The sequence below is a fragment of the Shewanella sp. DW31 genome (assembly GCF_015767295.1).
GTDB lineage: Bacteria > Pseudomonadota > Gammaproteobacteria > Enterobacterales > Shewanellaceae > Shewanella > Shewanella oncorhynchi.
Genome location: NZ_JADWMP020000019.1, coordinates 66,757 through 83,449 on the forward strand (window position 1 = coordinate 66,757; position 16,693 = coordinate 83,449).

A 16,693-nucleotide genomic window follows, 5' to 3' on the forward strand; every position below is an offset into this window, starting at 1 on the left:
GGGTTTATCGAGCTTAGACTGAGAGGCATGGGTTCAACTTGCCTTTAAATACGTTATGATTTAAGCCAACGGCTAAACGCGTTGGCTTAATTTTTTGTCGATAACTTAATGATCTTTGTTGTATTTAAGCGAGTGTTTAAGTGCGAGTGGATTTGCCTCATCAGCGACGGAGAGCTGGCATTATGAGTTTGTTACATTGCTTTCATAGAGCTTTTTTATATTTGGCTTGCTCGGCTGGATTGATGTTTGCCTCTCCCGTCATGGCCTCTTTTTGGGATTCTTTATTTCGTAGTGAGTTGCCCGTCGATCAAGTGACTGCACCTGTAGACAGTCCGCGTTTTGAGTTCGTCGGTGTCTTACCTGCTAATACGCAATTAGAACTTGTCGGTTATTACGTCTCATCTGTTTGTACTCGAAAGGAAATCCGTTTTCCCAGTGGTGATATTGCTAATCCTTACCGCGCGACATTCGAAGAAACCTCAGTGCTGCGGCAAGTGATTAGCAGTGGTAGCAAAGCGAGTGAGTTTTCGCTGCCCTTAGCTTTGAACGGTGGCGGCGATTGTCAGTGGCGGCTTGAGGATTTAATGCTCGATGTGACAATACTGCCGAACCATCCGTTGTGGCAAAGGGCTAAAGCACTTAAACAACAATACCTTGCTAAGTTGCAGCGCACTTCTGTTGTGGATGCGGCACAAGTTGCTAGCCAAACGACGTTGCCGACTCAAGTGTCACCCCACGATGATTTTTATTTAAGTCATGAACTTAATATCGATCCTATTCATGCGGGTAGCGAGGCGGATAATTCGTTGCTTGCGACTACGCCTTTATCTTTAGCGCCAGTTTACTATCCAGTATTTATTCATTCTCCTAAGGAAGACAAACCCTTCGAGGCTAGGCTGAAAAGTAGTTTGCAGCAAATTTCTAGCCTATGGGCTAGTCCTTATACTCAAGCGGTTCGTCGCGGTGATGAGGCTGTGATGCGGGTGAATTTTAATCCACAGATTGCCGAACAGTATGAGGTCAATGTTTGGTATCAGCCTGATACGGTTGAGGTGAATTATCCCGATGGTACTCAATATACTTATGCTAACGGTGATGTGAAATTGTATGCCTATGGTAAACCTGAATCTCAAATCAAGACGTTAGCTCAGAGTGCCAAGGCCGAAGATAAGCGCTTCTTGGCACGTATCTATGAGCTTGGGCACGCCTTACCCAAGGATAAAATTAAGGCACAGAAATATTACCGTGAAGCCGCTGAAGCTGGCGATATTGAGGCGCTGCATTGGATGCGAGATCAAGCGGGTTACGCGGGGCGTGCCGATGAAAAGATCTATTGGCTGGAACGCGCCGCAAGCTTTGGTGATAACGCGGCAAAGCTTGAGTTAATCCGTTTACCTTTATCGGTTATCGAGCGTGGCTTGGTTAATACAGGTGCGGATAAGGTCCGTGAAATGCAAGCATGGCAGCAGTTAAATCAGCTAGTTGAGCAAGGGTTGCCTGAGGCAAGAAGTCTGATGGCGTTTTATCAAGTGTTATCTTGCTCGCCCTATTTTAATGCTACAACGGCATTGGAAAATTATCGCCAAAGCGTTAAAGCTCAACCTGATTTAGCGCGAGATGCTGCCGAAACCTATTATTACTTTAAAGAGGATTTTGAGCAGAGCGAAGAGTTTTGGAACATTGCCGCCGAGCGAGATCTTTACGCCGCCGCTGAACTTGCCAATATCCTGTTATTGGAACCCTATCGAGATACGGTTAACGCGCGATACTGGTTAGAAAAAGTGACAACCTTGGGTGCTAAACAAGGTTTGCAGGCGGATATTCTAGGCAATGCTTACTTTCAGTTCGCAACCTTATTAGATAAAGGCGAGGGTGGACCGGCCGATGCTAAAGCAGCGTTAACGCTTTATCAGCAGAGCATTGAAATGGCAGAGCGGTTTTCAAACGACTATGCAGTAAGGGCCAAGGAGAGAGTGCAAGTGCTCGAAGGGATGCGCTAATAACGTATTGTCGCTAAAGACTCTATGACGTCAGTGTCGCTTATTCAGCTTATCTTCAATAAAAATCCCTGCCGAAGCAGGGATTTTGTTATTTATTCAAATGCTTGATTTATGCGTAATGGCTAAAACTGCTTATTTAAGTAATGCGAGTCATCAAACTAGCGTAAATCAACCAGCAGTGCGACTCCTGAACTCTGGGGTTCACTTTGCACTGTGATGTAATACCACCCCACGTTTGGCGCATTGACTGTGATGCTTTCCCGCGTGTTGGCGGGTGTCACAGAGGCTGCATCGAAGTGTTGAGCATTCGCCCAAGTCGTCCCCGAAAACAGGCTAACATCACCACTGCCGTGGGCGGAGTTGATGCTTAGCTGATTCGTTCCCTCTGGTACCCAAAGGTAATAATCGTTGCGCCCATCGGCGGTGCAAATGGCTTTGCCAGCACTGAGCTCACCATAACTTAAAGGTGATTGCGTCGCGCAGGCGTTGGCAATGAGCACCGGATCGGGTGTGTTACTCGTGCCTGTGCTTAAGGTCAGTGTTACGCCGCTAAACTCAGTGGCAGTATCAATCGTGATATAACGCCAGCCACGATTGGCGCTGAAGCTAAGCGATTCTTGATTTCCTGCTTTAGCACTCTTTGCATCGGCATTATCTGCGTCGGCCCACTGACTGGCATTGAAGTAAATATTGGCATCCCCAGCGCCGCCCTTAGTGGTGACAGTGAACTGGGTATTATCTTCCTCAACCCAGAAGTAGAAGCTGTTACGCCCGCCACTGATGCACTCATTTTTGCCTAGGGTGAGCTTACCGTAATCTAAGGTCACTGCGCCGCAATTGGCTGGTGGCTCAGGATCCACGCCGCCATCACCCAGATCGGGGTCGATATCAGCAAATAGCTCAGTGGTGCTGACTTGCATATCGACACCGCCAAAGTCCCCCGATAAGGTAATGTAGTGCCAATACTCGTTAGGGTTTAACTGCACCTTAATCACTTGATAATTACCATTACCGATACCAGCCCCTTGGTTTTGCTCAGGGCTTGCCCAGCCTCTAGAATCGAAATAAATGTCGGCATCCCCCCAACCGCCGCCAATTTTGATCCAAAGCTCTTGGGCTGTGCGATCGGTATTGGTAAAGCTGAAACTGGCGCGGCCGAGTTTTGAATCAATACATTCCATCGGCACATCGATTTTAAGGCTGGCCGATTCAGTGTAACGGTAGGCTTCATTAGTCACTTGGCAAGGTGAGTAATCCTTACTGATAGTGCCCGCGGGTCCTGTCCAGTTGCCTTCGCGGCCACTGGGCTCAGCGTCGACATCACTCGGGCCCTTATTGACTATGCCATCGTCAGCCGTGCTTAAACCACTGGCGAGCCAACCCTGCCATTCGTTATCGTAACGTGTGCCGATATTATCCATAAAGGCTTGATATTCTGCATATTGATCGTTGCGTAGGTAGGCTAGAATCTGTCTCACATCGTCCCTGTGGTGTTCAAACATGAAACGCACCGCTAGATAGCCCCAGCGATAGATGCGGTCTTGGCCAGATTCATAGTTGTTTTTGAATATGGTCGACAACATATACTCACCTGTTTCGCCCATGGCAATTGCCGCAGGGTTTGCGTCACGGTAAGAGATGTATTCCGCGAGGCCTTCAATCCACCAAATGGTATTAGCCGAAGTGCCACGACTAAAGTCACCAAACAGGTTATAGCGTCCATCGAGGTAGTGTACGTATTCGTGTTGCAGGTTCCAGACGTGGAAATCTGGCGTGCGCCATTCGGCTTCATAGGCGATAAAACGTGCCTGATTTTTGAGTCCAGCGGGCGAACCTTCTAAATACATGCCGCCATTGTCGGTACTGATACCAAAGATACTGTTGGCTAAAGATTTATACTCAGACGAACTGCCGAAGATCACTAGCTCTAAGTCATCGTTGTTATCCTGCCCCACGGGTTGCATGCCCGTTTCGAGTTTACTGTGGAAATAACTTTCTTGGCTGGTCAGCACATCACAGGCCCATTTGGCTTGATCTTGATAGAGATCTTGGGCGCGGATCTTGAGGCTGTCGGAGCATTTCCAATTAAAAGGTAAAGCATCGGCTTCTAACTGCGCCTTAAAACCACAGATATTGTAATCATTACAATGGCTGCGATCGTAATAGTCGGCCATTTCAGCCGCCGCGTACCAAAGCACTTTGCTCGGTTCGGTTTTACTGGTGCTGCTGAGGATGTTTTTGACCAGCTGGGTCACTCGCGGGCGCATGGCATCAATGTAATACAGCCTAGATAACTCTTTAACTGAGTTGACCAAAAGGTACTCTGCATTGGTGTCTAACAAGTCGCGATGTTCGAGTTGGAAGTTATTTAGCGCATCTAAAATACCTTGGTCACGCGCGAACAGCGCCTGCATGTCATCATTCCATTGGGCTCGGAATAAGGTGGTAAACACTGAATTGGCTGCGGCGTTCATGGCGAAACTGGCTTGCCAATTAGCATCATAGTCCGTAAGCACTTTAATAGTGACATGATTAAACTCGGCGCCGAGCTCGGCTGAGTCAATCAGGATTAAGGCTTCTTTCAACACGCCAGCATTAGCATCGGAGACTGTCCAAATCGCAGCGTTCGCAAATAAAGCATTAAGGGCAGATTTTAAGCTGACCTTAGCAGCATTGCTGTAAGCGGGCACATCATTTGGGCTGTAAAACTGCACATAAAGGGCGGCACGAATAAAGTAAATATGGGACTCAAGATGCTGAATATCGACCCCTGTGTAGTCCTTGGCTTTAGTGGCAATGGCATTGGCAACACTGATCACATTGGCCTCGCTAAATAGTGCGGTCGCGCTACTGCCTTTGAGGCTATAGAGTTTACCGACACATTCGGGCGTAGATTGGCTCAGTTCATTGACTAGTGCCTGACCTGATTTCCCAACAAAGTCACTGCAGTCGCTGACTTGCATCGCGGCGCTACGATTCTGCAACTTAAGTGGGGGTTGCTCCGAGACCTCTATCTGACGTTTCTGGCGTGAATGAATCTTAGGCTGCTCTGTCATCGTCGGATCATTAGGGGATGCCATCAATGGCGTCTCCCGTAGCAGTGGTCTATGTGATTCAATTAAGCTAATCGGTGCAGAGGGCGGTGGCGGGACGGGTTGAGCTGGTGAACTGTTGTTGCCTAATGGGGGGCTTGCATGGGTGTTATGGGCAAGAACGGGAGTTGCAATCGCTAAGCTAATTGCTGCGAAGAGTAGTGTGTTTTTCATTGTGTATCCGTAGTTATCTAGTCTGCAAAGCAGATCTTCCTTGGGCGTTATTTGATGCATTTAACACAGACTTGCATCAAACCTCATTGGATTATTTGCGTGATAACAATAGCGCGACAAACATCGCAGCCAGCAAATAATGCCTCAGAATAATGGCTGTAAGTTTTTAATATATCTAGTATTTGTCATAATATTTTTTTGATACATCTTTTCTGTTCAGCTTAGGTTCAGCTTAGGTTCAGCTTTCAGTTCAAATGGTTAACTTCAGCCGCTTGATTGAGTGTGATGGAATATAGAATGGAATAACTGTGGCTATTTGGCTTGAAATTGCGCTAGCTTAGCCGCATTAAGGTTTAGCAAACGAACCGTTTAAGCATAGCAATCTGCTATTAGGTTGGTGCCATTCTCACAGGAGCTTTTATGTCAGCTTTACCAAGCGAGTACACCCATATTCATGTTGAGCAACCTGGTGCGCCCGAGGTGATGCGGCTATCGCGCTCACCTTTGCCTGTCCCTGCGGCGGGGCAAGTGTTGATCCGCGTACATGCAGCAGGAGTGAATGGCCCCGATGTTAAACAAAGGGTGGGCGCGTATCCCCCGCCACCGGGTGCATCACCGATTATTGGTCTTGAGGTTGCTGGGGATATTTGTGCCCTCGGTGACGGCGTGAGCCAATGGCAAGTTGGCGATAAGGTATGTGCCTTAGTGCCGGGCGGCGGTTATGGCGAGTATGTGCTCACCTATGCTGCCCATTGTTTGCCTATTCCAACGGGCTTTAGTTATGTGCAGGCAGCTGCGCTGCCAGAAACCTTCTTCACCGTATGGGGCAACCTGTTTATGCGTGCGGGACTCAAAGCGGGCGAGACGGTACTGATCCACGGTGGCTCAGGTGGCATTGGTAGTACGGCTATTCAGTTGGCCAGTGCGCTGGGTTCAAAAGTGATAGCGACGACGGGACAGGATGAGAAGCGCGATTATTGCTTGAGCCTTGGCGCCGCTGAAGTCATCAACTATCGTACTCAAAACTTTGTTGAACCTGTGATGGCACTCACTCAAGATAAGGGCGTAAACGTGGTATTTGATATCGCGGGTGGTGATTTTATCAATCTCGACTTACAAGCCTTAGCGATGGACGGGCGTATGGTGTCGGTAGCTATGCAACGGGGGCCTAAAGCCGAGGTCGAGATTTTCCGCCTGATGGCAAAACGTATCATGTGGACAGGGTCGACCCTAAGACCGCAGAGCGTGGAGGCCAAAGCAGCAATTGCCGCTGAATTATTTGAGAAAGTTTGGCCGTTGTTAAACGCCCATAAAATTGTCCCCAATATTTTTGCAACCTTTCCATTAGCACAGGCCGCTAAAGCCCATGCTTTGATGGAGTCGGGTGAGCACAGGGGCAAAGTAATACTGACTGTCATTTGAGCTAGGCATACTGGATTTTGCAGCGACATATTTGCTTTAAGTCGCTGCCATTCGAGTCAATCTAGAAGACATTCTGACATCATAGTGGCTTAGTCATTGTTCGGTAAATATGAGTTTGTAGCGCTGTAATTAAATCTTCATGGATAACCTTGATGGTTAACTTTACAGCAACCTCGAATTGTTAACGTTGATGACTCATCAAACACCATAGATATGATTGCTTTTTCTTGGGAATAAAACTTGCCGCGTCGATTTTTTAGACTAAAGTCGTTAATGATTAAACTTTTTGGGTACTTTGGCAGAAATTAATACGTAATTAGTGAAAATTTCATGGTATGAGGCATTGATTATCGGAAATATTCTGTAAAAATACCCAGTTGAAAACGTCAGAGACTTTCAGGCGCTATTCGTGGATCAAAGCAAGCGATGCTTCGCTTATTCAGGCTAAAAAACTCATGGTGTATGTGTTGATTTAAGGGTATTAGCATATATGTATAACACAGCAAAGAAACAGGTTTGGTATGGTGAGCTGAGAACATCGAAAGGCAACGCGATTGTCGTCCATGACAACCAGCTGCCCGATGCCTCCCCAGGACGTATCTACCTATACAATACCGATCGCGATGCGATCATTGAGTATGTGGAAGATATAGTCAAAGTGAACCTATACGACTTAGATGAGGCTGCGTTAAAAGCTGCTGAGGCTAAGTTTGGTGGTGCATGGAAGGCGGCAAGATCTCAATTTATGAGTAAACATCAAGCTCGCATTGACTTGAACAACGTGAAGGAAACTGCGCCTGTACGTAAGGCGAAGCCTGAAGTTGAACCAGAAGTCGAATCTGATGCCGTTGGCGTGGATTTTGACGATGATTGGGGCGATGATTTTGATGATTAACACAGTGTCGGCCTAAGGGCTAACACTGTGAGTGTAAGGAATAAAGTAGTGTTTATTTTATTCCTTATCGCTTTATTTATTCCCTTCTGCTAAACCGCGCTTTCCTCGTTTTCTCAATTTTTTATTGCGAATGGCTACGCATCGGTATCGAACTGATAACGACTGATGTGGTGATAAACCTTGCCTGGCATTAACCAAACGTCATCACCAAAGCGCTCGCCTTGGTTCGGTGAGTCTGGCAGCATCTGCGGCTCTAAACACACAGCATGATGTTGATTTAATACCTGTTGATTGCGACCTACTGTGCCATTTAAAAAATTAGCACAGTACAGCTGCACACTCGGTTGATTAGTATAAACCGTCATAGCACGACCGCTAATGGGGCTGCTTAAACAGCCAAAACGGGCGAGTGAGCCATCGGGATTATTCATCATATAACAGTGATCATAACCGCGAGTGCTTGCGAGTTCAGCGGCATGCAGCTTGTCACCTAAGCGTATTGGTTGACTTAAATCGAAAATCGACCCAGTTGTATCGGCAATCCCAGTGGGAACACTGACATCATTCATGGTGAGATAGCGCTTGGCATCGATTTGCATCAGATGTTCGTGATTGGTCTCTGAACCATCGAGGTTGAAATAACTGTGCTGGGTGAGGCTTACGGGACAGGCTTTATCGACGGAGGCTAAGATTTCTACGTACAAATTATTGCCTGCGAGGCGATAATCCAGCTGAACCGTGCAATTACCGGGGAAGCCCATGTCGCCATCTGGGCTCATTAAGGTCAAACGCACACCATCGGGGAGTTGACCTAGTTGCCAGTTTTTACGATTAAAACCCTCACGGCCGCCGTGTAAACAGTTAGTCGCTTGGTTTACATCTAATTGATAATCATGACCTTGATAGTGCATTTTGCCGTTAGCGATGCGATTTGCAAAGCGGCCTGCAATGGCACCTAAATGAGCCGATTGGGTCAAGTAATCTTCAGCGCTATCACAACCTAAGACGATATTGGCACGTTCGCCATGTTTATCTGGGGTCCACAGAGCGCGGATAATACCGCCTAAGCTGATGACTTCTAATGCGAGTATGCCATTGTCGATCCGAACCCGTTCGATTTCACCGCCGCGGGGATCGGTCCAAGGATCCAAAACACTGAAACGTACCATTTAGCTTCCCTCTGTGTTGAATATGCTCACTGCTTATTGTGTTAAATGAGTATGTTAACCCTATTATTTGCCATCAACAGCATAAAGTTCAGTGATGAATTCGTATGTTATCGACGGCGTAGTCACTCTATTCGGTTGTCTTTGGTTTAAGTGCGGCTAAGTGCTTGTTCTAGCAAATTGCCTGTTCTGGCTAGTTATCTATGCGCCCCGCGCCAGCGCTGGCGGAACATAAATACACTGTGGCATCGATGGCGGTTTTTTCGAAGAATTCATGTTCAACGGCGGCAACAACAGCGTCAGTCAGTTCATGGTCGACCAAGGCGACCACGCAGCCGTCGGTCATGCGGATGCCACCACGTTCGCCGATCACTTGGCTGACAATTTCAACTAAAGTATCAAATTCGGGCAGTGTGACTTCAAAATCATCACGCAGTGAAGCATGGGATTCAGCCATTAAACGACTGAATTTTTGGATGTTATTTTGCTCTAAGGCGCGAGCAGCATTTTGAGTTCTTTGGTTCTCAGTGACTACGTGTTTCGCCCGGCGGTATAGCACTTCATCTAAATCGGCCTTTGCACTTTCTAGTTGGCGTAAATCGAGGTGACGCAGTGCATCTAAGCCAAAGTACTCTGCCGCTTGTGCACACTCAGTGCGACGTTGTTCATTGGTCGCGGCTAAGCGTTGTTTCTCGATATGGGCATCTATGATGATAAGGCTTAGGTTTTCTGGAATGGGAATGGCTTCGCTATCGAGATCTAAGCAGTCAATCAGGAGTGCATGGTCTTGCTCACCCATGGCGCTGCACATTTGATCCATGATGCCACAGGCCGACTCAACATACCTGTGTTCGCCGCGCTGTGCGAGTTGCGCCACCGCCATTGGGGATAAATGCAGTTGGCTGGTATCACTAATGGCTGTACCGAAGGCGACAACGAGTGCGCCCGAAGATGAAAGACCCGCGGCAAGTGGCACATCGCCCACAATGGCTAAGTCTAAGCCCTTGGCTAATAAACCTGTTTGCGCCATAGCCGCAGTAAAACCTTTGAGGTAATTCACCCAGCCATCTTGCGGGTCCATGTCGTTTTCTTGGCCGAAAACCCACTCTTTAATTTGTCCGGGAAACGCATCGGCGACGGCTCGAAACTTAGTATCGTCACGGCGTTTTACCGCAATCACTGTATGAAAATTAATGGCTGCCGGGAGTACAAAACCGTCGTTGTAATCCGTGTATTCACCGATCAGATTGACTCGCCCTGGGGCTTGATATAAATCATCGGCTTTAGTGCCAAAGGTTTGGACAAATAACTTAGTGGCGCGCTGCGCAGGGTTTGACATGCTGTAAAAAATTCCAAAAAAGCTGAGCTAATTTCGTTACCGTCATCGATTTATATCACGACTGAGTCAGTGATGTAACTGAGATTTTTTGCTGAAATGGCGATAGGCTGCAATGAGTAAATCGATACTGGGATGAGGAGGTAAAATAGTGTATTGAGTGTTTTATCTAGTTAATTGATTTGTAAAGATTAGTCAGCATTTAGTTGGATGCCGCACAAACTAGCAGAGGCTGTTACTGCTCGTTTGTGCGACCTGTTATGGCGTGATTTTAATTTAATGCAGCATTAGCAGGTACTTAACTGTGCGGCTCTGCATTAAGTTTAGGATCAGGCACTTGTACAGTATCTTCCGCTGGAACTGTGTTTTTCTCCGAGTTTTGCAATAGCTCGTAAATAACATGATCCACAAAACCGGCACCCGCGGCTTCGTACAAGTTGTACACACTGTGTACACCCGATTCTCGAAGCGCCGCAGCATCGTCACTGTACTGCACAATTGCACTGATTTTGCCTTGATAATTCAGTTTTTTGAGTTGCTCAACTGCAAACATATTTCCCGCGTGGTGCGGCATGGCTAGCAGTACCAGTTCAAGATTAGGTGCTCTGTCGAGTTTCTCCCAAAAGTCGGTATCTGAGGCGTCACCTTGCACTACATTGCGACCCTTTGTTTTATGTAAGTCGACTAAGTCTTGCTTGTGTTCAATACCGAGAATTTCCCCATCAAATTGTTCCCTGAGTTCATCATAGGCACCGCTACCAATACGGCCCATGCCTAAGATTAAAAAGCGTGGATTGCCAATGGCGATGGGTCTGTCTTCTGGGTGTAACGGGCGTTTTTCAAGTTTGATTAAACGCTGCTGGAATCGCTGGTAGATATTACCGACGGTGGCGTTAAGTGGCGCGGCGAGTAAAAAACTAAAGCTTAATGCCACGGCGATGATCACTAGCCACTCAGGAGGTAACCAACCTTTATAGGTGGCTACTGCGGCGACGATCAAACCGAATTCACTGAAGTTACCTAGGTTAAACGAGCCCAACATAGAGGTACGTGAACGCAGTTTAAAGCGGGTGAGAATGTAAACAAATAGCAGGATTTTAAGTGGCACTAACAACACCAATAGCGCCGCGAGGACGATATCCGATACCGTAGGTAAGCCGTTGAGTCCTATGGTTAAGAAGAAGGCAACGAGGAAGAGTTCTTTAAAATAGAACAAGGATTTTGCCAGCTCGGAGGATTTTTTGTGGCCCGCCAACAAGATGCCGATAATCAGTGCGCCGAGATCGGGTTTTAAGCCAACAGATTCAAATAACCAAGCGCCAACCACGAGTGCCATAACTAGGCCGAAGAGCACTAAGAGTTCACCGTGGCCGACACGGTCGAACGCTTTATAGATGAGCGGTTTAGCTAGTGGCAGTAAGAGTAATGCAAAGGCCCATACCGAAGGTACATCGCCTTTAGAAATGGTTAAAAACAGTACGGCGAAGATATCCTGCATAATCAAGATACCAATAGCGACCCGGCCGTAGAGGGATTGCACGTCGCCTTTATCTTCTAACACTTTGACCGCAAATACGGTGCTGGAGAAGCTTAACGCGAAGGCAATTAACGTCAGTTGTTCTAGGTTCAGACTCGTGAGTTGGCTTAAGCCCAGTAAGCCGAAGAGTTTCAGAATCGGCACAAAAATCACGATCGAGAGTACTAAGTGCACACTCGAACCCGCCCATACTTCGGCCTTGAACAGGCTACGAATATCGAGTTTTAACCCTATGGCAAACAACAGTAAAGTGACGCCTAGGCTGGCGAGTTCTTGCAGCAATGGCAGGCTTTCTTTATCTATTCCGAAGATGAACAGTACAAAGCCTGCCACTAAGTAGCCGATGAGCGGAGGGAGTCCTATACGGCTGACGAGCATGCCGCAGATGAGTGTAATAATGAGGATGCCTGGTTCCATGATGCTCCAATCTAAAAAGTCTAAAATTGTAAGTGATTGTATAAGAAATCTATGACACTTGGATAAAAAAGCGGACTTTTAATGAAAAAAGTCCGCTTTTTATTGGTGTTGCGGTAAATACACTTGGCCGTTAAAACACGCGCGAACTAAATCACTCCGCTGGTCTAAGCCTAAATCGTCACTATTTCACGAGATGATCTAAATGGGTTGCAAAATCTTTGGGGCCCATAAAACCAGTCACGCGTAAATCTTCCCTTTGCTCACCTTGTTCGTTAAACATCAACAGCGTAGGCAAACCAAGCACATTGTATTTTTCGAGTAAGGCCACATCGACCTTGTCACTCTTAGTCACATCCGCTTGTAGCAGCACGATTTTATTCATGCGGGCTAACACGTCGGCATCTTTAAAGGTGATGGCTTCGAACTCTTTACAGGCAACACACCAATCGGCGTACAGATCGAGCATCACAGGCTTACCTTGGGCGGTAGCGGCTGCAATTTCTTGCTCAAGATCTTCAATGGATTTAATGCGTTTAAAGCCATGGACTTCTTCGGTCGTCGCCGCAGTGCCTACGGAATTGTTATTAAAACCAAAGTGTCCCATCACAGCTTGGAATCCGTAGGAGAAGCTCGCCAGTAGCCCCAGCGTTAATAGGACTGAACGTACAGTTTGTTTCCAGTTAAATTCACTGAGTTTGTTCTGATGCATCAAGTAGCCGGTGAAGCTTACGCCCCACAGTGACCAAAGCACATCGGATACTACGCCTGTCCAAATACGGCCAAGCATCACGATAGATACAGCGATCAGCAGGAATCCGAAGATAGTCTTGATGATATCCATCCAAGCGCCGGCTCTCGGTAATAATTTACCGCCTGAGGTGCCGATAATCAGTAGAGGTAATCCCATACCCATGCTGAGTACATACAGGGCTAAGAAACCTTGGAGTAGGTCGCCGGTTTGCGCCACATAAACGAGTGCACCCGACAGCGGCGCGGTAGTACAAGGTGATGCGACAAGGCCAGAAATCACGCCCATTAAGAACACGCCAACTAAGTTGCCGCCTTTTTGATTATTCGAGACTGAGTTCATCTTCTCCTGCCAGCTCGATGGCAGTTTCAAATCGTATAGGCCAAACATAGATAAGCTGAGCACAAAGAACAAAATCGCGAGTACGACTAATACGGCAGGATGTTGTAATGCCGCTTGGTATTTTAGTCCCGCCGATGCGACCACTAACCCTAAGATAGAGTAAGTGATTGCCATGCCTTGGACATAAGCCATGGACAAGGTAAAGGCTTTTGCGGTTGAGAGTTTTTGCCCTTGGCCGACAATAATACCCGACAAAATCGGATACATAGGGAATACGCAGGGCGTTAATGCCAGACCGACACCTAGACCAAAGAAAATCACTAAAGTCCAAATTAAACTGTCGTTCGACAGCATTTGGCTCAGGGTATCTTGCTGAGTAATGGGTTGCGTATTGGCTTTATCGGCAGTGCTTGGCTCAGTGCTGGTTTGCTCAGTCGTTGTGGTTGATTCGGCGCCTGCAATTAAGCCATCGTTGGCTGCTATCGCCTTTAAAACGACTTCATGCTTGGTCGGTGGATAACACAATTTACCTTCGGCACAACCCATAAAGGTCACTGTGAGCGTAGCATTTTCATCGGCCTGTTTTAAACCAACGGGAATATCGACATAGGTATAATAGACTTCTTGCTTACCAAAATACTCATCTTCATGGGGCTTTCCCTTTGGTAGAGCGACCGTGCCTAACTCGGCGCCATTGACGCTAAATTTAAGCTTGTCGCGGTACATATAGTAACCGTCGGCAATCACCCAATTGAGTTTGACCTGATTACCTTCTTGCTTGGAATCGAAGGCAAATGCTTGATCGACAGGCATCAATTCAGGCTCACCCTTCATGAAGTCGAATTTGTTACCGAAAACCCCTTCACTATGAGCTAAGGGTGCAATAAGCAATAAAGAAGTGAAAATAAGGCTGAGTAGTTTTTTCATGGCTGAGTGTTGTCTTTTATCCAATCTAAGTAGGCTGGTAGCCCGTGGGTCACAGGCACGGCAATAATTTCGGGTACTTGATAAGGGTGAAGCCTAAGCACAAGTTGTTCTAACTCTGTATATCGACTTTGTAAACATTTAATCTGTAAGCTAAATTCTTGCTCTTCACAGATTTTTCCTTCCCAAGCATAAATTGAACGTATCGGGGCGGAAATCTGAACACAAGCGGCAATACGCGACTCAATTAAAGCTCGGGCCAAGGTATTGGCTTGTACTTCATCGGGGCAGGTAGTGCTAACCACTAAATACTGATGCTGCATGGTGTTAGGTATCGTCTCTTAAGAATCTTAAAGTTCGCTTAAGCCAACTCCGTTAGGCTACTTTACGTGTTTTAATGGTCTCATACATTAGCGGGTTAACAAAAGGGTGAGCTAAATATCAGTGTTTTGCTCCCTTACTTCGTCCTAATGGTTATCCTGACTTGAATTAAGACCGGATAACCCCCATTTAGTTTACAGAGATAGTCAGATAAACCTGAGGTCGGTATGTTTTTCATTATTTTTTTACTCTTTGTGCTGATCCCAGTAATAGAGCTGTCGGTGCTGATCCGTGTGGGTGAAGTGCTTGGCACTTGGACTACCATAGGTTTAGTGCTGTTTACCGCCGTGCTCGGGGTCTCTCTGGTTCGCAGCCAAGGCTTAAACACCTTAATGCAAGTACAACAAAAACTCGCCCGCGGTGAAGCACCGGGGCAAGAAATCGTTGAAGGTATGATGTTAGCTATGGCAGGCATCTTGCTCGTGATCCCCGGTTTTGTGACCGATGGCATTGGCCTATTATTCTTGACGCCATTAACCCGTCGCCCCATTGCTGCCTTGTTGTTCAAACGCATGCAGTTACGGGTTGTTGCCGGTTTACAGGGCACAATGCACGGTGGCTTTCAAGCGGGCCAAGGCCCCTTTGGGCCTAAGCCACAGGACCCATTTGACCAAGCGCCATTTGATGATAGTGTGAAAAAAGACGGTAATGTGTTTGAGGGAGACTTTGAACATAAAGTCGATCCAAGTGATATCAAACCCGCTAGCCATCAACTCTCTGATAAAGCGCAGGACAAAGAACAGGATAAAGATCCTAAGCCTTAGTTTTAGTATTAGTATTAGTATTAGTCTCGTATTGTCTCAGTCGCTTGTTGAGTTAGTTTGTTATTGGATTAACTCAGTTGATTATCGCGTTTATTCGCTTGAGTTTTCTCCCTAATATCCTTTAGATACCAGTGGCCCACTGAATCAATCTGACCTGTGCCGCTGGTTCACATCCCCCGTAATCGCCATTTCACTCTTAAAAAACTCCAATCCTAATAACCCGCTCACTCAGCATAAGAGTGAACATGATATTAGAGAAAAGCTTTTTGATCGCATTCATGCGATAAAGTAAGGTATTTTTAAATCATGACTCTGTACCCAAGAGAAAAAGCAATATCAGTGCTGTTGTCCATGTTGAGTAGATTTTCGACGATAGTAAATTCAATTGCACTGTTATTCAGATAATACCTATAGCCTAGAAATACTTCGTGAGAAGGTTTTGAAAAGTCATTATCTGTTTTGAGTAAACCTTCATAGTGATGTAATTCAATAAGCCAACCATGGCGTCCCATTAAATACTCATAACCTAAAGATAACATTACTGCATGATCTTTATAGTCTAATCCAGATAGACTTTCATCATTTTGTCTAAAGCTTATACCTGTAGTGGAGTAAAAATGATGCATTCCAGATGTATAGCTATAATTCAGCTGTAATGCTTGTTCAAAACGGTTATCTACAAATGGGCCAGAGTTAACATGGTTGTAATATAAGCTGCCACCTATTGATAGACCATAATTATCCTCACTAAGCAATTGATATTCTAAATAGAAATTTAGGGCATTCGTTAGCGTATCGCCAGAAAGATCAGGTTGATTTATACCATTCTTTGAAAATATTTGGTTTTTGTCTTTGATTGTATTGTCGCGGCCATTTTGACCCACACCAAATGCATCATGAAACCAGATAGTGACTGAGTCAAGATGGTTATCCCCACTAAAACTCCACTTATAATTAGTATCAAACATCCATTTTTTAGTGAGTTGCCACTTTATTCCGCCATTAAGAGAATTATGATAATAGTCAGCATAGTAATCGTCAGTTTCAGCCCATACACTTGCTACTGTTGCAGATCCGTATACCTCTTTTTTCCCTTCAGGCAGTGCAAATCCTGAACGAAGTAGAGGCGTTAAGCTACCCGCCTGTGTAGGTGATTGGGCATGCACACGAAGTGGCCCATAATGACTATAATTGATATTTTCTGCGAAAGTACTCGGTAAAAATATTACCGTATAAATTAGAGGTGCTCTAATAGTCACAAATAAAATTTTCTTTGCATATTTCATCGAAAACTCTTTTTTAGCTAATCTCTATTAAAAGCAATGTTTTGTAGTGAGGCTGATGTTATGTATAAATGACTGAAAATTTTCTGTTTGAAGCAATAAAGTTTTTGATTAGACAGATTTATAATTAATTTTAGAATTAAAAACTACAAAAAACATACCATAATAGTACAAGTGCGAGCCAGAATGACCTACAGATAAACGGGATTGTA

Annotated in this window: 11 protein-coding genes; 4 read left to right on the plus strand and 7 right to left on the minus strand. The window is 45.9% G+C overall.

Going from position 1 to position 16,693, the window contains the following annotated elements; all coding sequences use genetic code 11:
- The first annotated feature begins 182 nt into the window (after positions 1-182).
- Positions 183-2,000, plus strand: coding sequence for a sel1 repeat family protein (locus tag GWI56_RS15670; RefSeq protein WP_198573425.1), 1,818 nt, complete (start codon positions 183-185; stop codon positions 1,998-2,000).
- Positions 2,001-2,158: 158 nt separating this feature from the next.
- Here GWI56_RS15670 and GWI56_RS15675 read toward each other — a convergent pair whose 3' ends face one another.
- Complete coding sequence (locus GWI56_RS15675; protein ID WP_198573426.1) at positions 2,159-5,266, minus strand: M9 family metallopeptidase; 3,108 nt, start codon at positions 5,264-5,266, stop codon at positions 2,159-2,161.
- A gap of 420 nt (positions 5,267-5,686) precedes the next feature.
- On the opposite strand from GWI56_RS15675, the gene GWI56_RS15680 reads away from it, so the two are divergent.
- Both GWI56_RS15680 and GWI56_RS15685 read left to right on the plus strand, forming a co-directional pair.
- Positions 5,687-6,688 carry an NAD(P)H-quinone oxidoreductase gene (locus GWI56_RS15680; RefSeq protein ID WP_198573427.1) on the plus strand — a complete coding sequence of 334 codons (1,002 nt, stop codon included), beginning with the start codon at positions 5,687-5,689 and terminating at the stop codon, positions 6,686-6,688.
- Between the two features lie 490 nt (positions 6,689-7,178).
- The gene (locus GWI56_RS15685) at positions 7,179-7,583 is read left to right on the plus strand and encodes a hypothetical protein (protein WP_105251357.1); all 405 of its coding nucleotides are present in this window, start codon (positions 7,179-7,181) and stop codon (positions 7,581-7,583) included.
- Between the two features lie 134 nt (positions 7,584-7,717).
- On the opposite strand, the gene GWI56_RS15690 is transcribed toward GWI56_RS15685, so the two are convergent.
- From GWI56_RS15690 to cutA, 5 genes are all read right to left on the minus strand, one after another.
- On the minus strand, positions 7,718-8,752 hold the full coding sequence (locus GWI56_RS15690; RefSeq protein WP_173246993.1) for an aldose epimerase family protein: 1,035 nt from the start codon (positions 8,750-8,752) through the stop codon (positions 7,718-7,720).
- A gap of 190 nt (positions 8,753-8,942) precedes the next feature.
- Complete coding sequence (gene galK, locus GWI56_RS15695) at positions 8,943-10,088, minus strand: galactokinase (RefSeq protein ID WP_028761840.1); 1,146 nt, start codon at positions 10,086-10,088, stop codon at positions 8,943-8,945.
- Positions 10,089-10,383: 295 nt separating this feature from the next.
- Complete coding sequence (locus tag GWI56_RS15700; protein WP_198573428.1) at positions 10,384-12,039, minus strand: cation:proton antiporter family protein; 1,656 nt, start codon at positions 12,037-12,039, stop codon at positions 10,384-10,386.
- A gap of 181 nt (positions 12,040-12,220) precedes the next feature.
- Positions 12,221-14,056: a protein-disulfide reductase DsbD gene (locus GWI56_RS15705; RefSeq protein ID WP_198573429.1), complete on the minus strand. Its 1,836-nt coding sequence runs from the start codon at positions 14,054-14,056 to the stop codon at positions 12,221-12,223.
- Positions 14,053-14,376, minus strand: a complete 324-nt coding sequence (gene cutA, locus GWI56_RS15710) for a divalent-cation tolerance protein CutA (protein WP_113940010.1) — start codon at positions 14,374-14,376, stop codon at positions 14,053-14,055. Before cutA ends, GWI56_RS15705 begins: the two co-directional genes overlap by 4 nt.
- A 225-nt stretch (positions 14,377-14,601) precedes the next feature.
- On the opposite strand from cutA, the gene GWI56_RS15715 reads away from it, so the two are divergent.
- Positions 14,602-15,198 carry an FxsA family protein gene (locus GWI56_RS15715; RefSeq protein WP_198573430.1) on the plus strand — a complete coding sequence of 199 codons (597 nt, stop codon included), beginning with the start codon at positions 14,602-14,604 and terminating at the stop codon, positions 15,196-15,198.
- Positions 15,199-15,497: 299 nt separating this feature from the next.
- Here GWI56_RS15715 and GWI56_RS15720 read toward each other — a convergent pair whose 3' ends face one another.
- Positions 15,498-16,484, minus strand: coding sequence for a DUF3187 family protein (locus GWI56_RS15720; RefSeq protein ID WP_206766120.1), 987 nt, complete (start codon positions 16,482-16,484; stop codon positions 15,498-15,500).
- Between the last annotated feature and the right edge of the window lie 209 nt (positions 16,485-16,693).